The sequence below is a fragment of the Streptomyces sp. NPDC047453 genome, from assembly GCF_040643155.1.
Classification (GTDB): domain Bacteria; phylum Actinomycetota; class Actinomycetes; order Streptomycetales; family Streptomycetaceae; genus Streptomyces.
Window position 1 is genome coordinate 140,014 of the sequence record NZ_JBEYTS010000003.1, and the last position, 15,820, is coordinate 155,833.

Sequence of the window (15,820 nt, forward strand, 5' to 3'; positions counted from 1 at the left end):
ACGCCCGGGTGCGCGGACGCCCGCCGGAAAGTACGGTGTCCTGCTGTGAAGGCCGACAAAGGGGCGGCGCTGCCGCGCAAGACGTATGAGAGCGAACTGCTGCGCCTTCAGACGGAGTTGGTCAGACTCCAGGAGTGGGTGCGGGTCACCGGGGCCCGGCTGGTCGTGGTGTTCGAGGGGCGGGACGCGGCCGGCAAGGGCGGCACCATCAAGCGGGTGACCGAGCACCTCAACCCGCGCATCGCCCGGATCGCGGCGCTGCCCGCGCCGACCGAGCGCCAGCGCACCCAGTGGTATTTCCAGCGGTACGTCGAGCAACTGCCGGCCGCCGGGGAGATCGTGCTGTTCGACCGGTCCTGGTACAACCGGGCCGGGGTCGAGCACGTGATGGGCTTCTGCACCAAGGAGGAGCACCAGCGGTTCCTGCGCCAGTGCCCCATCTTCGAGCGGATGCTGGTGGAGGACGGGGTCCTGCTGCGCAAGTACTGGTTCTCGGTGAGCGACGCCGTGCAGCAGGAGCGCTTCCAGCGCCGTCTCGAGGACCCGCTGCGACGCTGGAAGCTGTCGCCGATGGACCTGGAGTCCATCACCCACTGGGAGGCGTACTCGCGGGCCAAGGACGAGATGATGGTGCACACGGACATCTCCGAGGCACCGTGGTACGTCGTGGAGAGCGACGACAAGCGCCGCGCCCGGCTGAACATGATCGCCCATCTGCTCGGCACCGTGCCCTACCACGAGATCTCGCCCAAGGTGCTGCGGTTGCCGGAGCGGCCGGCGCCGACCGGCTACGAGCGGCCGCCGCGCGATCTGCAGACCTACGTCCCCGATCACACGGCGGACCTGTGACGTCAGGCCCGTTCGGGCACCACGGCCACCGGGCAGGCCGAGTGGTGCAGGGCGGTGTGGGCGACCCGGCCGAGCTGGAGCCCGAACCGTCCCGCCCGGCGCCGGACTCCGACCACAAGCAGATCGGCGCCCGGCGCGGCGGCCAGCAGCACCCGGCGGGCCGGGCCCTCCACGGTGCGCCGGCGCACCTTCACCTCCGGCGGCAGGTCGCAGAGCGCGGCCTCCAGGGCGTCGGCGGCCCGCTCCTCGTACACCCGCTCGGGCTCCCCGCCGATCAGCGGATGGTCGAGGCTCTCGTGCGCGGGGCACCGCCAGGCCCGTACGGCCTCCAGTTCGGCCCCGCGGCGCAGGGCCTCCTCGGCGGCGAAGCGCACCGCGGCCGCGGAACTGTCCCCGACACCGACGACGACGCGGCCGTGCACCGGGGAACGGGCCTGGTTGTCGTGGCTTCCGCGGATCACGATCACAGGGCAGTCGGCGTGCGCGGCCACGAACAGGCTGACCGAACCGAGCAGCAGGTCGACGACCGCGCTGCGGCCGCGGGCGCCCACGACCAGGGCGGAGGCGTTCTTGCCCTCCCGCACCAGCGCGTACTCGGGCGCCTCGGGCAGCGCGGCCCGGCTGATCGGCAGGTCGGGGTGGCGGGCGCGGGCGCGCCGGGCGGCGGCCGCGACGACCTCCTCGGCCTCCACCTGGCCGTCCGGCTTGCCGAGTTCGCGCGCGAGCGCGGCGCCCTCGTAGCGCTCCCAGAGGGAGGCGTACACCACCCGCAGCGGCACCGCGCGCAGGGCGGCCTCGTCAGCGGCCCAGTCGGCGGCCCGCAGGCTGGATTCGGAACCGTCGACTCCGACGACCAGCGGCAGATCCATGGTCCTCATCCTCCCTCTCCGAGGTCGAACACGATCCGGGCCTTGACCTGACCTCGCAGTACCTCGTCGATGGACTCGTTGACGGAGCTGAGCGGACGGCTCTCCCGGGTGACCCGGGTGCGGCCCTCCGCGTGCAGTTGGAAGACCTCGGCGAGGTCCTGCCGGGTGCCGACGATCGAGCCGATCACGGAGGTGCCGCCGAGCACGGTGTCGAAGATCGGGACCCGGAACGTGCCCTGCGCGGGCAGGGCGACCATGACCAGCTTGCCGCCGCGCCGCAGTCCGGAGGCGACCGCCTCGAAGGCGGCCTCGTTCACCGCGAGGGCGAGGGCCGCGTGCGCGCCGCCGTACCGTTTGAGCTCCTGGCCGACGTCCTGGGTGCGGGCGTCGATCAGGATGTCCGCGCCGAGTTCGGCGGCGAGTTCGAGCTTGTCGTCGGTGACGTCGATCGCGGCGACCCGGGCGCCCGCGATCTTGGCGTACTGCACGGCCAGGTGGCCGAGTCCGCCGACCCCGGAGACCGCGACGAGCTGGGCCGGCCGGACGCCGGCGACCTTGAGGGCCTTGTACGTGGTGACGCCCGCGCAGGTCAGCGGGGCCGCGTCGAGGGCACTGACGCCGTCGGGCACCGGCAGCGCGAAGTCGGCCCAGGCCAGCATCTTCTCGGCGTACCCGCCGTCGCAGCCGTATCCGGTGTTGATCTGCTGCTCGCAGAGCGTCTCCCAGCCGGACAGGCAGTGCTCGCAGCGGCCGCAGGCATGGCCGAGCCACGGCATGGCCACCCGCTGCCCGACGGACAGGTGGGTGACGCCCGCGCCGAGTTTCTCCACGAGGCCGACGCCCTCGTGGCCGGGCACGAACGGCGGGTTCGGCTTGACCGGCCAGTCGCCGTGCGCGGCGTGGATATCGGTGTGGCACAGCCCGCAGGCCTCGACGCGGACGCGGACCTGGCCGGGTCCGGGCTCGGGGTCCGGGCGCTCCTCGACGACCAGCGGTTCGCCGAAGGTCCGTACGACCGCAGCCTTCATGATCCTCACTCCTCGGGCGGGGTCCTGTGGTGTTCGGTGGGCCGTGCTCGTGGTGCCGGTCAGGCGTGCGCGACGACCGCGACGGGGGCGGCGGCGTGGTGCAGGACGGCGTGGGTGACGTGCCCGATGCGGGCGCCCAGGGGTTTGCGGCGCTCGCGCCGGCCCACGACGACGAGGGATGCCTCGCGGGAGGCGTCGACGAGCAGTTCCGCGGCGCTGCCGGGGCGGGAGACCTCGGCGACCTCGACGTCCGGGTACTTCCGCCGCCAGGGGCACAGCGCCTCGGTCAGTCGGGCGGCCTCGGCCACCGAGGGCGACGTGAGCAGTTCGGCGTCGGCGGGCACGCCGTAGCCGTAGTACAGCGGCGGGTACCAGCCGTGCACGACGCGCAGCGAGGTGCCGCGGCGCGCGGCCGCCTCGAAGGCGAACCGGATCAGATCCTCGTCCGGGTGCGCGGTGTCCAGGCCCAGGACGACGGGCCGGAAGGCGGCCGCGGCGGAGGGAATGCCCGCGGGGTCCATCTCGTGCTCGTCGGCAGCCTGTTCCCCGGCCCGCACCAGGACGACGGGCCGCTCGGCGTGCGCCACGACGGACAGTCCGACCGAGCCGGCCAGGAAGCCGCCGACCCCGCCGAGGGCGCGCGAGCCCAGTACGAGCAGTTCGGCGTCGGCCGCCTCGTCGGTGAGGATCTCGGCGGGACGGCCGGGCAGGTGCTCGGTGCGCACCTCGACACCCGGATGGCGCAACCGCAGCCCCTCGGCGGCCTCGCGGGGCACCCGCTCGGTCCAGTGCCGGGACGTCTCCGCACCGAGCAGCGGTGCCTGCGCCAGGGGCTCGGGCGCCGGCTCCCACACATGGACGAGCCGCACCGGCAGCCCGAGCAGCTTCGCCTCCCGCGCCGCCCATTCGGCGGCGGCCCTGCTCTCGGGAGAACCGTCGAGACCGACGGTTACGGTGCGGGGCATGGTCTCCCACCTCCTGCGACGCTGTCGCGACGGGCACTTCGTTGATCAGTTGATCCGCTTCCGAGAATCGCCGCCATCCGGCGCGGTGGCCATGGGCCGCTGGTCCCGCACCAGGGCCGACCGGCCCCCTGACCGAGCCCCACCGGGGTGGCCGCGCGCGTGCCCGGCCGCCGGGCGGGGCGGTCCCTGGCTGGCACGGTCGCGTCGGGCCGGGCAGCGTGGACGTAGGGACAACGACTGCTCAGTGAGGTGGCCATGCAACCCTCCGAACCGCGACGCCAGGTGGTCGTGGGCGTGGACGGTTCGCCGTCCTCCTGCGCGGCGCTGCGCTGGGCGGCGGAGTACGCCCAACTCGTCGGCGGCGTCGTGGAGGCGATCCACGCCTGGGACACGCCGTCGGTCGTCGGCTGGACCGGACCCGCGATCGATCCCGCGTTCGACCTGGAGCAGGCCCGGGAGCGCTTCACGGAGGGACTGCACGCCGTGTTCGCGGACGACCGCCCGGCGCACCTGATGGAGTACCTGGTCGAGGGCGATCCGTCGGAGGTGCTGATCCGCGCCTCGGCGGGGGCCGACGTCCTCGTCGTGGGCAGCCGGGGCCGCGGCGGCTTCGCCCGCGCGATGCTGGGCTCGGTCAGCCAGCGCTGCGCCCAGCACGCGGCCTGCCCGGTGGTCGTGGTGCACCCGGAGCACGAACACCACGGCTGATCCGACCCGCGCAGCCCTGCCCGGGTCACTGCGCCGCTGAAGTCCGGGTCAATCCACCGATGGAGCCCCGGCCACTCCCGCCATGAAGCCCCGGCAACCGCCCCGGCGAAGCCCCCGTCACTCCCCCGGTCAAGCCCTCGGCCACCGCCCCAGTGAAACCCCCCTCACTCCCCCGCTGAAGGCCGCGGGGCCTCCGCCGTGCCCACTGGTGCGTGCCAGACCAGCCTGGTGCCTCCGCCCTCGGGTGTGGTCCACTCGAGGCCGCCGCCCAGCCTGCGGGCCCGTTCGGCCATGTTGGCCAGTCCGCTGCGGCGCCCGTCGGCGGGAATCCCCACGCCGTTGTCGGTGACCGTCAGCCGCACGCTCCGGCCGTCGGTCTCCAGCGCCACGTCCACACGGTCGGCGTGCGCGTGCCGGGCGACGTTCGTCAGCGCCTCCGACAGGACCGCCACCACCTCGTCCGCGGTCTCCCGGGACACATGGGTGTCCAGCAGCCCCTCCATCCGGACCCCGGGCGCGAACCCCAGCACGGGCGCGGCCTCGCCGACCACCTGCACCGCGCGCGTCCGCAGTCCGGCGCCCGCCTCCTCGTCGTGCGCCCGCAGACCGAAGATCGTCGACCTGATGATCTTGATGGTCTCGTCCAGGTCGTCCACCGCCCGCAGCACCCGCTCCTTGGCGCCCGTATGGTCGATGAACCGGCCCGCGCTCTGCAACGTCATGCCCGTCGCGAACAGCCGCTGAATCGCCAGGTCGTGCAGGTCCCTGGCGATCCGGTCACGGTCCTCAAGGAGCGTGATCTGCTCCGCGTCCCGCCGCCGTCCCGCGAGTTCCATCGCCACGGCGGCCTGGGCCGCGAATCCCTTCAGCAGCTCCAGCTCCTTGCCGGAGAAGTCGGTCCCGCCGGCCTCCCGCACGAGCAGGACCACGCCGCGCACATGATCGCCCGGATCGCCGACCGGCACCGCCACCGCGGGACCCAGGCCGGAAAACCGCGGCGGACCCGCCGTCACCCGCGGGTCCCGCGCGATGTCCGGGCTGCTCACCGGCACCCCGCCGGCGAATGCCTCCCCGGTCAGCGTGCCCTCCACCGGCAGCACCAGCCCCCGGTGCGCCTCCGCCTCCTGGCCGATCGCCAGCTCCACACTCAGCGTGCCGGTCCCCTTCACCGGCGTCGACATCGCCGCCAGCGCCGCCCCCGTGATCTCCCGCGCGCGCTCGGCGATCAGCCCGAGGACCTCCGCCTGATCGGCACCCGACATCAGGCTCTGGGTGATCTCCGCCATCGCCCGCAGCCACCGCTCCCGCAGCCGCGACTCCTCGTACAGCCGCGCGTTGTCGATCGCCACGCCCGCCGCCACGGCCAGCGTGGCCAGCACCGACTCGTCGTCCTCGTCGAACTCCAGCCCGCCGCGCTTCTCGGTCAGGTACAGATTGCCGAAGACCTGGTCCCGCACCCGGATCGGAACGCCGAGGAACGTGTTCATCGGCGGATGGTGCTCCGGGAAGCCGTACGACGCCGGATGCTCCGACAGCTTCGCCAGCCGCAGCGGTTCCGGATGCCGGATCAGCTCCCCCAGGATCCCGTGCCCTTCCGGGTACGCGCCGATCCGCCCGATCTGCTCCTCGCCCACACCGACCGTGTGGAACGCCGACAACCGGCTGCCGTCGGGACCGATCACGCCCAGCGCCGCGTACTCGGCGTCCACCAGCGTCGCCGCGGCGTCCACGATCCTGTACAGCACCTGCTCCAGGTCAAGCTCCCGGCCGACCGCGAGCACCGCCTCCAGCAGACTGTGCACCCGGTCCCGGGTACCCCGCGCCGCGTCCAGACGCGCCTGCAGCTCCCCCAGCAACTCGTCCAACCGCAACTGCGGCAGCCGCACACGGGCCTCCCCTGACTCCCCGGAACCACCCACCGGCGACCCTCCAAACCCCCGCGCACCACCGAAAGCCGTCTCACCCACTTGCCAGCCACATTATCGGCCCCGGCAGGGGAGGGCACCGGGAGCCCGGCCGGTCCGGCTGGTGGCGCCGTCACGGCCCGTCCACAATGGTGCTTCGGCCCGCAAGGAGGACCGGATGACCCGATTCCTCGTGGCCGGGATCGACGCGTCCCGGGAGAGCCTCGTCGCGGGCGAGTGGGCGGCCGAGGAGGCGGCCCGCCGCGATCTGGAGCTTCGTCTGGTGCACGCCGTGCCCGCCCCCGCCGATGACTTCGCGGATCCACCGGTCGCCCTCTCCTGGCAGCGGTCCGGCGAGGAGGTGCTGGGGCGCGCCGAGGCGGGTCTCGCCGCGGGGAGTCCGGGTGTGGCGATGAGCGGCGTGCAGGTGGCCGGCTCCGCCCCGGCCGCCTTGCTCTCCGCTGCCCGGACGGCCGAGCTCCTCGTCGTCGGGGCTCGGGGGGACGGCGGATTCGACGGCCTCACGGTGGGTTCGACAGCGCTGGCGGTGGCGAGTTGCGCGCCCTGTCCCGTGGCTGTCGTGCCCCGGCCTCCCGCCGCCGCCCTGCACGAGGCGGAGGTGGCCGTGGGCGTCGACGACGTCCGCACGGCGGCCGGGTCCCCTCTGGACTTCGCCTTCGGTGCCGCTCGACTCCGTGAGGCCCGGTTGCGGGCCGTGCACGCGTGGTCCCTCGCCGGCGCCCCGCTCTGGACCGCGCTCGCGGTGCCCGAGGAGGACCGGGCGACGTGGGAGGACGGGGAGGTCCAGCGGCTGTCCGACGTCCTCCGGGAGCCGCGCAGGAGGTATCCGGACGTCTCCGTGCTGCCCGACGTCGTCCTGCTCCACCCGGCCTACGCGCTGGTGCACGCCTCGCGGCGGGCCGGTCTGCTCGTCGTCGGCCGGCACGCGAGCCCGCGGGCGGCCGAGCAGCGGCTGGGTCCCGTGGCCCACGCCGTCCTGCACCACTCCCACTGCCCGGTGGTCGTCGTGCCCCACGGGTGACCGCACGTCAGACCGCACCTCAAGTGCCGAAGAAGACGTCGAACTCCTCGTACAGCTCCATGGGGACCCTCTTGTTCGTGCCCGCCACGTCCGCGAGCGGGACGCGTACGACGTCCGTGCCGCGCAGGGCCACCATCGTGCCGAAGGCGCGGTCCCTGAGGGCCTCCACGGCGTGCAGACCGAAGCGGGTGGCGAGCCACCGGTCGTAGGCGGACGGCGTGCCGCCCCGCTGGACGTGGCCGAGCACCGTCGTACGCGCCTCCTTCTCGGTACGGCTCTCCAGCTCCCGGGCCAGCCAGTCGCCGATCCCGGACAGGCGCACGTGCCCGAACTCGTCGCGCGACTCGTCCTTGACCACCATCTGCCCGGCCCGTGGGACGGCCCCCTCCGCCACGACGACGATCGGCGCGTAGTTGATCTCGAAACGCCCCTCCACCCAGGCGCACACCCGGTCGAGATCGAACTCCACCTCCGGGATGAGAATGGCGTTCGCGCCGCCCGCGACGCCCGCGTGCAGGGCGATCCAGCCCGAGTGGCGCCCCATCACCTCGACGACCAGCGTGCGCTTGTGCGACTCCGCGGTGGTGTGCAGGCGGTCGATGGCTTCGGTCGCGATGCCGACCGCGGTGTCGAAGCCGAAGGTGTAGTCGGTGCCGCCCACGTCGTTGTCGATGGTCTTGGGCACGCCGACCAGGTCGACCCCCGCGTCGGACAGCGCGCTCGCGACGCTGAGCGTGTCCTCGCCTCCGATGACGACGAGAGCGTCGATCTCGTGCGCGCGGAGGGTCTCGCGGATCCGGTCGATGCCCCCGTCGAGCCGGAGCGGGTTGGTGCGGGAGGAACCGAGGATCGTGCCGCCGAGTGGCAGGATCCCGCGCACTGCCGCGACGTCCAGGGGACGGGTGACGCCCTTGACGGCGCCGCCCCAGCCGTCCGCGATCCCGACGAACTCCCAGGCGTACTCCTGCGCGCCCTTGCGTACGACGCTGCGGATCACCGCATTCAGACCGGGGCAGTCGCCGCCTCCGGTCAGCACTCCCACCCGCATGGCCTCTCCCTCGCAGCTCTCCCTCCCAGCTTGGACCCACCGGCCACAGGCCGCACGGCACGGTCCGCCGCACGCCCGGCCCACGTGACCGGCGCGCGCGAGACGTCGTCACGGGTGCCATGCCGCAGGGTGCGGGAGCGTTCCCTCGGTCTCTACGCGTCGGCCCACCCGGCGGAGTTCGAGTAGGACTCGTGGGAGTAGCGGGTGCCGCGATCCCACTCCTCGCCGGTGACCCGCCGGTAATCCTCGTCCGGCACGTGGAGCAGGCTCTCCGCCCGGACGACGTCTTCCGCGTACGGGGCGAACAGGCGCGGGTCGCGGAGTACCACTGCGTACGCGTCCCGGCCGGCGGCCACGACGGCTGCGCGGGTGCAGAGGAAGCTGTCGCCCGGCAGGTCGTGCCCGTACTCCTTGCGGTCCAGCCGGTAGAGGGCCCATGACAGCTGCTCGGCGAACCCGACGACCGTCGCCTGTGTCCCCGCGGAGAGACGGTCCGTCAGCGCCGCGGCCAGTTGTTCCGCGTCCGGGTCCGGAGCGGACGGTGTGCAGTCGTCGATGAGCTGCCAGAAGGCGCTCTCGTTCACGGGCAGACCATGACGCACGGCAGTGACAACGGCGCCCTGTCACATGGGGAACGACATCCTGCGTACGCGACGCCGAAGGGGTCGGTGCCGTCGCCGAGGATCTCCTTCTTCTCGGCCTCTGTGTAGTGCGTGAGCCGCACTACCGCCGGCGGCGCGGGATGGAGGTGATCAGCCATGGCGACATGGTCCTGTCCATGTCGGCCCGCGGCCAAGTGGGAGGCTTCTTGAGCGCCTTTCTCTCACCTCTTGTGCTGCTGTGTCTGTTCGGCGAGCTTCCGGGCACGGGCTGCGGCACCCTTGGCCCGGCGCCGGGCCTCACGCACCGTCCCGTCGAGGTCCCGTGTGCGGTCGCGGGCCTTGTGGGCGGCTTCCCCGGCCACCTGCTGCTCACGTTCGGCGTGTTCGAGTTGCCGGGACAGCTCGGTGACGCGCTGCTCGGCCCGCTGCTGCTCTTCCTCCGCCCGGCTCCGCTCCTCCTTGGCGGCGGCCAGCTCGTCCTCACGGTCGTGGAGCTCCCGCTCGGTGTCCGCGGCCAGCTGCCGGGCTCGCTCAAGTTGCTCTTGCTGCTCGCGGCGCCGGACGCGCGCGGCGTCCAGGTCGGCCACCTTGCCGGCGGGCCGGGTGCGGCCGATGGCCGGGGCTTCCTCGGTGTCTGAGAGAAAGGCGGGGAAGCCGACCGGGGCGCTCAGCGGCTTCGTCAGGCGCCCTTCCGCCCACTGCTCGGCCACCTCGGGATCGGCCAGTACCGCGTGCAGGGTGTCCTGGACCTCCTGCCGGGTGTCGTCGCCGATGCGCTGCCCGGCCAGGGCCGCCAGCCGGCCGGCCTGCCGGGCCAAGGCGGAGGTGAGCCGGTGCTGCCGCGCCGAAAGCTCCCGGAGCTGCCCGCCGTCCAGATCCTGGTGGGCCCGCCTCAGCGCCGCACCCAGCTCCAGCAGCCGTTCGACCTCGTCCGGCCGCTCGCGCACCAGCAGGTTGCCGGCCCACGCGGCCAGGGTGGGGCGGCGCAGACGACGGATTCGGGAGGCCAGCTCGCGATCGCCTGCCGCACGGGCGGCCTTGGCCCGCTCGTCGCGGGCGGCGGTGAAGTCGCCCGGCGGAAGGCCGTACAGCTCGTCGACGACAGCGTCCCAGTCCACCTTTCCCTCCACCCATCATCCGGCCTGTAGATTTTGTCACTGTACGGTCTGATATAGGCCTTTTATAGATTCGAACGGTGGCCGGACCCATGGCCCGGCGGCACCAGCCTTGCGCGGCGCCGCATGCCACACAGTGAGGGCCCTATGACGGACGTGGGAGCCAGTGGCATCTTCGAGGGGGCGCGGGGGCAGCGTGCCCTCGTGGCCTTGCCGTTCGCGCTGATCGCGGTGATCTCCCTCGCGGACGCGCTGACTCCGCCGTACGTGGAACTCGGACCGCTGCTGATGGCGGCGCCCGCCGTCAGCGCCACGTTCGCCGGCCCCCGACTCACCGCGCTGGTCAGTGTCCTGGCCGTGGGCGCCCGCGTCACGGTGGCCTCACTCCAGCACACGTTGGGGGACGCGAGCCGGAGCGCGGGGATCGCCGCGCTGGCCGCCGGCGCGATCGTGGTGGTCGTCTTCACGGCCGTACGCGACCGGCACAGGCGCGTGCTGAGCCAGGTGCGGTCCGTGTCCGAGACCGCGCAGAAGGTCCTGCTGCGGCCGCTGCCGGACCGCATCGGGCCACTCACGGTCGCCTCGGTCTACCTCGCCGCCGAGGCCGAGGCACAGATCGGCGGTGACCTGTACGCCGCGGCACGTACCAGCACCAGCACCCGGCTCCTCATCGGCGACGTCCGGGGCAAGGGGCTGGCGGCGGTCGGGGACGCCGCGATGCTGCTCGGGTCCTTCTACGGATTCGCCTACCGCCAGGCGTCCCTGCCCGCCCTCGCGGCACACCTGGACGGCAGCGTCAGATGGGATCCGCACAGCGGCGGAGACAACGGCGACGAGCGCTTCATCACGGCGGTGCTCCTCGACTTCCCCGACCACGGCGGCTGCGTCCACGTGGTCAACTGCGGACACCCCCCGCCGCTGATGCTGCACGGCGGCACCGTGGAGCCGCTCAACCGCAGCGAGTCGGCGCCACCGCTCGGGCTCGGCGAGTTCAACAACGGCCAGTACGTCCTCGACACCTTCCCCTTCGAGGAGGACGGCCTGCTGCTGCTGTACACCGACGGCGTTGTCGAGGCCCGCGACGAGTCCGGCGCCTTCTACCGGCTCGCCGAACGTCTCGCCACGTGGAGTGATCGCACGCCCGGCGACGTGCTCCGGCGCCTACGCGGCGACCTCCTCGCACACGTGGGGGGCCGGCTCGCCGACGATGCCGCGGCCATCGCAGTCATGCACACGCCGCCGCAGCGACACCCGTCCGTCGCGCGGGACGCACAACCGGGATAGCAGGATCAGGCCGGCCGCTCAACGTGTGGTCGAGGCGGTGCCTCGTTCACGCCTGAGCCGCCGCGCGACGACCACCAGATCGACCATCGCAAAGAGGGCGAGCACCCCGCACACCACGGCGATGGCGGTCAGTGGGCCGGGTCCAGGGCTGTCACCGGGCCCCGAGTCCGCCGCCCACACCGCGAAGTAGGCGGTCGCCGCGGCGAAGACCGGGACGAACACGCCTGACAGAAGCAGGCGCAGTCCGAGCGGGCTCTGCGCGGTCACCGGTTCCGTGCCGGTCCGGGGGGAGCGGCGGCCGATCGTTCCGGAGTCCCTTCGGGTCGCCCTTTCCTCATGACGACCCGGATTCGTTCCGCTCATGGCTTCGTTCCTCACGGTTTCGAGAGCGGTGCCTTCCCGCATCCAGTGGTCCCGAGCGGTCGGGGTTTCCTGCTGCCCGGCGCTGAAACGGCAGCCCGCGGCCCGGCAGCCGCATGCCGGACGACCGGAACACGACTTTGTCATTCCTTTACAACCTGCTCCCGCCCCGCCTCGTCTCTCCGCTCGATCCACAACCGCCCGCCGACCGGCGGGCGCCGACGAAAGAGAGCGATCCGATGCGCCGAACCATCCTCACCGCCGCGGCGGTTGCCTGCACCGCCGTGCTGGCGGGAACCGCACCCGCCTTCGCCGACGGGGCCGCTCCCTCCCCGGTCCCCACCAGGGCCGCCACCCCCGCGGAGGCCGACTCCGCGACCCCCGCGCCGGTCGCCGAACCGACCCGCGCCCCGGCCCGTAGCCAGGTCCGCGCGGTGCCGGCGGGGGCGCCCGACACCGGTGTCACCACCCCCGCCCAGGAATCCGGCTCCCGGGACGGCCTGATCGGCGGCGGCGTCGTCGTGGCGCTCGTCATGGCCGGCGGGGCCGTGCTCGTCGTCCGCCGCCGCCGGGCGACCGGGGCATGACGCCGCTCTCCAGGCGCGCGTTCGGCACCGCGGCGCTGACCGCGCTGCTCGCGGGCTGCGGTGACAACGGGAACGGCCGGTCCGCGACCGTCCATCCCACCGGCGCCCGCGCCGGCACCCGCGGCGGCACTCCGGACACCGGAGACGTCACGCCGGGCGTCGGCTCCCCACGCCCCCTGCTGCGTTCGGTCCCGGTCCGGCTCCGGATCCCGGCCATCGGGGTCGACACCCCGCTGCTGAGCCTCGGTCTGGAACCGGACGGCACCATGCAGGTCCCCCCGGTCACCACACACGACCAGGCGGGCTGGTACCGGTACTCGCCGACACCGGGGCAGCTCGGGCCGTCGGTCGTCCTCGGCCATGTCACGGTCGGTTCCTACGGCGACGGAGTCTTCCGTCACCTGGACCGGCTGCGGACCGGCGAGACGATCATCGCCCGCCTGGAGAACGGCACACAGGCGCACCGCCGGCTGGCGGGCGAGCACCAGGTGCTGTGGAAGCTGCCCGCCGAACAGCAGCATCTGCTGCCGGCGGCCGATGAGCTGCGCATCGAGAGCTGGGTACCCTCCCAGCTCGACGTCCTCGCCCACCCCGGCGTCAAGGTGTTCTTCACTCACGGCGGCGGCAACGGCTTCCACGAGGGCCTCTATTTCGGCAAGCCGCTGGTCGTGCGCCCCCTGTGGGCGCACTGCTACGACCAGGCGGTACGCGGCCGGGACTCCAGGGTGAGCCTGACCCTCGACCACCCGGAGACCATCGTCGTCGACGACGTCGTGGACAAGCTCACCCGGGTTCTGAGCGAACCGTCCTTCCACGAGAACGCGGAACGGATCGGCGCGCTCCAGCGCGCCGCGGGCGGCCGGACCGCCGCCGCCGATCTCATCCTCGGCCTTCCGGCCCTGGTCTGACGGGGAGCGCCTTCAGGTATCCCTGTCCGCCGGCTACAACGGCGCCGAGTACAGCGTCGCCCGTCGGAGTCGGCGATGGACTCGGCCGCCGTTGGCAGCGGATGGCGGCCGACGCCCAGTCCCGCGACGCGTACGTCGCCGGACTGGGTGATGCCCTTGGCCCCTTGGCCCGGTTGGAGCGGCGCCGGAAGGCGAGACCTCCTGCCGTCGGCCGGTGCCGGCCGGTCACTCACGTACGCCCGCCAACTCCACCGCCCTGCGGCGCAGGGAGAGGCCGGCCGGAACGACCGCCGAGATCACGGCGAGCACCGCGCAGGCGCCCATGGCCGCCGCGAGCGCCGTCCACGGCATCTCGATGGACGTCCCCACCGAGAGCAGGCCCAGCGCGGCCCACATGCCCGTCAAGTTGAGCCCGGCGACCAGCGCTCCCAGCACTCCGCCGACCGTGACCACCATCAGCGCCTCGGCGCCGATCAGCCGCAGCACCTGCCACGTGGTGGCCCCGGCCAGCCGTAGCACGGCCAGGTCGCGGACCCGGTCGGAGGTCGCCATGACCATGGTGTTGGCCAGTGAGATGCCGGTGTCGAGGAGGGCGATCCCGAGGACCAGGAAGAAGCCCGACCGGGTGGTCCGGTCGCTCTGGGGGGGGTACGTCTCCCGCATCCAGGCGTCCCGGGTGAGGACCTGCCCGCCCGACACCCGCACCGCCTCCCGGAGACCGGCGGCCACGGTGCCCGTACCGGCACCGTTCGCGAGGCGTACGTCGACCCGGTCGACGGGCGCCGCGGGGGCGTTGCGCGGGGTGACGTAGACGCCGTTGTCGCCGGTGCCGACGGTCATGACCGCGGCGCTCTGTGCCATCCATAAAGTGCGACTTGGGGTGTTTAGTGCGGGTTCCTACGGTCACGTGAAGTGAAGGGAGTGGAGGACCCGGCACAGCGAAAGGGCAGACCTATGACGGAGTTCCATCCCGCCACCACGACGGACTCCGGCGCGCCGGTGGAGAGTGATGAGCACTCTCTCACCCTGGGCCCGGGCGGGCCGGTCCTGCTGCAGGACGCCTACCTGATCGAGCAGATGGCCCAGTTCAACCGGGAGCGGATTCCCGAGCGCCAGCCGCACGCCAAGGGGAGCGGCGCCTTCGGCCACTTCGAGGTGATCGAGGACGTCAGCGCCTACACCATGGCAGCCGTATTCCAACCGGGCACCCGCACCGACCTGGTCATTCGCTTCTCGACGGTCGCCGGCGAACGGGGCAGCCCCGACACCTGGCGCGACCCTCGCGGCTTCGCGGTGAAGTTCTACACCACCGTGGGCAACTACGACATGGTCGGCAACAACACGCCGGTGTTCTTCGTGAAGGACCCGATGAAGTTCCAGCATTTCATCCGCTCTCAGAAGCGCCGCGCGGACAACAACCTGCGCGATCACGACATGCAGTGGGACTTCTGGACGCTCTCGCCGGAGTCCGCGCATCAGGTGACCTGGCTGATGGGAGACCGTGGCATTCCCCGCACCTGGCGCCACATGAACGGCTACACCTCCCACACCTACATGTGGCTCAACGCCAAGGGCGAGCGGTTCTGGGTGAAGTACCACTTCAAGACCGACCAGGGGATCGAGTTCTTCACCCAGCACGAGGGTGACCAGATGGCCGCCGTCGACACGGACTACCACATGCGCGATCTCTTCGAGCACATCCGTGACGGCGACTTCCCCAGTTGGACGCTGTACGTGCAGGTCATGCCGTACGCGGAGGCCGCGCACTACCGCTTCAACCCGTTCGACCTCACCAAAGTGTGGCCGCATGGTGACTATCCGCTCATACCGGTCGGCCGGATGACCCTGGACCGCAATCCGACCGACAACCACGCGGAGATCGAGCAGGCGGCGTTCCAGCCCAACAACTTCATCCCCGGGATCGGGCCGAGTCCGGACCGCATGCTGCTGGCCCGGCTGTTCTCCTACGCGGACGCCCACCGGCACCGCATCGGCGCCAACTACCAGCAGCTTCCCGTGAACGCGCCCATCGTCGACGTCCACACCTACTCGAAGGACGGGGCGATGGCGTACCGGAAGACGACTGATCCGGTGTACGCCCCCAACTCCAAGGGCGGTCCCGCGGCCGAACCCGCCCACTTCGGCCCGCCGCCCAGCTGGGCGGCCGACGGCGAGATCACCCGTGCCGCATACGTCTCCCACGACGAGGACGACGACTGGGGGCAGCCCGGCACACTGGTCCGGCAGGTCATGGACGACGCCGCCCGGGACCGTCTTGTCGACAACGTCGTCGGGCACCTCCTCAACGGGGTCAGCGGACCGGTCCTGGAGCGGGCCTTCACGTACTGGTCGAACATCGACGAGGTGATCGGCAAGCGCATTGCCGACGGCGTGCGGTCCAAGGCCCACGAGAAGGATCCCAAGGCCGCTGAGCAGGGAAGCCCCGCACGGCGCAGCATGCAGCACAAGGCGTGACGTCGGACAAATCTCCGTCCAGGGCGCACCTTGCTGGGCTGCGTCCTGACCGAGCCCAGTGGGGCCAACCCTTATC

Annotated in this window: 15 protein-coding genes and 3 pseudogenes; 8 read left to right on the forward strand and 10 right to left on the reverse strand. The window is 72.4% G+C overall.

Annotation, left to right across the window (positions count from 1 at the left end; genetic code table 11):
* Nucleotides 1-45: 45 nt before the first annotated feature.
* The gene (gene ppk2, locus ABZ818_RS04885) at nucleotides 46-849 is read left to right on the forward strand and encodes a polyphosphate kinase 2 (RefSeq protein ID WP_361410867.1); all 804 of its coding nucleotides are present in this window, start codon (nucleotides 46-48) and stop codon (nucleotides 847-849) included.
* Nucleotides 850-851: 2 nt separating this feature from the next.
* On the opposite strand, the gene ABZ818_RS04890 is transcribed toward ppk2, so the two are convergent.
* From ABZ818_RS04890 to ABZ818_RS04900, 3 genes are read right to left on the reverse strand one after another with little or no spacing between them, the layout of a single operon-like run.
* The gene (locus tag ABZ818_RS04890) at nucleotides 852-1,718 is read right to left on the reverse strand and encodes a universal stress protein (RefSeq protein ID WP_361410870.1); all 867 of its coding nucleotides are present in this window, start codon (nucleotides 1,716-1,718) and stop codon (nucleotides 852-854) included.
* 5 nt (nucleotides 1,719-1,723) lie between these two features.
* Nucleotides 1,724-2,746, reverse strand: coding sequence for an alcohol dehydrogenase AdhP (gene adhP / locus ABZ818_RS04895; protein ID WP_361410873.1), 1,023 nt, complete (start codon nucleotides 2,744-2,746; stop codon nucleotides 1,724-1,726).
* Nucleotides 2,747-2,805: 59 nt separating this feature from the next.
* Nucleotides 2,806-3,711, reverse strand: a complete 906-nt coding sequence (locus ABZ818_RS04900; RefSeq protein ID WP_361410876.1) for a universal stress protein — start codon at nucleotides 3,709-3,711, stop codon at nucleotides 2,806-2,808.
* Between the two features lie 255 nt (nucleotides 3,712-3,966).
* On the opposite strand from ABZ818_RS04900, the gene ABZ818_RS04905 reads away from it, so the two are divergent.
* Entirely contained in the window at nucleotides 3,967-4,419 is a 453-nt protein-coding gene (locus tag ABZ818_RS04905) for a universal stress protein (protein ID WP_361410879.1), read from the forward strand.
* A gap of 164 nt (nucleotides 4,420-4,583) precedes the next feature.
* Here ABZ818_RS04905 and ABZ818_RS04910 read toward each other — a convergent pair whose 3' ends face one another.
* Nucleotides 4,584-6,338, reverse strand: coding sequence for a GAF domain-containing sensor histidine kinase (locus ABZ818_RS04910; protein WP_361410882.1), 1,755 nt, complete (start codon nucleotides 6,336-6,338; stop codon nucleotides 4,584-4,586).
* A gap of 163 nt (nucleotides 6,339-6,501) precedes the next feature.
* Here ABZ818_RS04910 and ABZ818_RS04915 point away from each other — a divergent pair, with 163 nt between their 5' ends.
* The gene (locus tag ABZ818_RS04915) at nucleotides 6,502-7,365 is read left to right on the forward strand and encodes a universal stress protein (protein ID WP_361410885.1); all 864 of its coding nucleotides are present in this window, start codon (nucleotides 6,502-6,504) and stop codon (nucleotides 7,363-7,365) included.
* 19 nt (nucleotides 7,366-7,384) lie between these two features.
* Here ABZ818_RS04915 and ABZ818_RS04920 read toward each other — a convergent pair whose 3' ends face one another.
* The 4 genes from ABZ818_RS04920 to ABZ818_RS04935 form a co-directional block, all read right to left on the reverse strand.
* Complete coding sequence (locus ABZ818_RS04920) at nucleotides 7,385-8,413, reverse strand: 6-phosphofructokinase (RefSeq protein WP_361410887.1); 1,029 nt, start codon at nucleotides 8,411-8,413, stop codon at nucleotides 7,385-7,387.
* Between the two features lie 152 nt (nucleotides 8,414-8,565).
* Nucleotides 8,566-8,997, reverse strand: a complete 432-nt coding sequence (locus ABZ818_RS04925) for a DUF4240 domain-containing protein (RefSeq protein WP_361410890.1) — start codon at nucleotides 8,995-8,997, stop codon at nucleotides 8,566-8,568.
* Nucleotides 8,994-9,173, reverse strand: coding sequence for a hypothetical protein (locus ABZ818_RS04930; RefSeq protein ID WP_361410893.1), 180 nt, complete (start codon nucleotides 9,171-9,173; stop codon nucleotides 8,994-8,996). The genes ABZ818_RS04925 and ABZ818_RS04930 overlap by 4 nt, the downstream gene beginning before the upstream one ends.
* A gap of 63 nt (nucleotides 9,174-9,236) precedes the next feature.
* Nucleotides 9,237-10,133, reverse strand: coding sequence for a hypothetical protein (locus tag ABZ818_RS04935; RefSeq protein WP_361410896.1), 897 nt, complete (start codon nucleotides 10,131-10,133; stop codon nucleotides 9,237-9,239).
* A gap of 144 nt (nucleotides 10,134-10,277) precedes the next feature.
* Here ABZ818_RS04935 and ABZ818_RS04940 point away from each other — a divergent pair, with 144 nt between their 5' ends.
* A complete protein-coding gene (locus tag ABZ818_RS04940; RefSeq protein WP_361410899.1) occupies nucleotides 10,278-11,414 on the forward strand; it encodes a PP2C family protein-serine/threonine phosphatase in 1,137 nt (378 codons plus the stop codon).
* An 18-nt stretch (nucleotides 11,415-11,432) separates the two neighbouring features.
* Here ABZ818_RS04940 and ABZ818_RS04945 read toward each other — a convergent pair whose 3' ends face one another.
* Complete coding sequence (locus ABZ818_RS04945; RefSeq protein WP_361410901.1) at nucleotides 11,433-11,777, reverse strand: DUF6343 family protein; 345 nt, start codon at nucleotides 11,775-11,777, stop codon at nucleotides 11,433-11,435.
* A 236-nt stretch (nucleotides 11,778-12,013) separates the two neighbouring features.
* On the opposite strand from ABZ818_RS04945, the gene ABZ818_RS04950 reads away from it, so the two are divergent.
* From ABZ818_RS04950 to ABZ818_RS04960, 3 genes and pseudogenes are all read left to right on the forward strand, one after another.
* The gene (locus ABZ818_RS04950) at nucleotides 12,014-12,361 is read left to right on the forward strand and encodes a sortase-dependent protein (RefSeq protein ID WP_361410903.1); all 348 of its coding nucleotides are present in this window, start codon (nucleotides 12,014-12,016) and stop codon (nucleotides 12,359-12,361) included.
* Nucleotides 12,358-12,801, forward strand: a pseudogene (locus ABZ818_RS04955) (sortase); the annotation flags it as partial. The gene ABZ818_RS04950 and the pseudogene ABZ818_RS04955, both read left to right, overlap by 4 nt.
* A 24-nt stretch (nucleotides 12,802-12,825) precedes the next feature.
* Nucleotides 12,826-13,269: pseudogene (locus tag ABZ818_RS04960) on the forward strand (glycosyltransferase); the annotation flags it as partial.
* Nucleotides 13,270-13,494: 225 nt separating this feature from the next.
* Here ABZ818_RS04960 and ABZ818_RS04965 read toward each other — a convergent pair.
* Nucleotides 13,495-14,118: pseudogene (locus tag ABZ818_RS04965) on the reverse strand (ABC transporter permease); the annotation flags it as partial.
* Nucleotides 14,119-14,223: 105 nt separating this feature from the next.
* Between ABZ818_RS04965 and ABZ818_RS04970 the strand changes: the two are divergent.
* Nucleotides 14,224-15,744: a catalase gene (locus ABZ818_RS04970; RefSeq protein WP_361410906.1), complete on the forward strand. Its 1,521-nt coding sequence runs from the start codon at nucleotides 14,224-14,226 to the stop codon at nucleotides 15,742-15,744.
* Nucleotides 15,745-15,820: the final 76 nt, after the last annotated feature.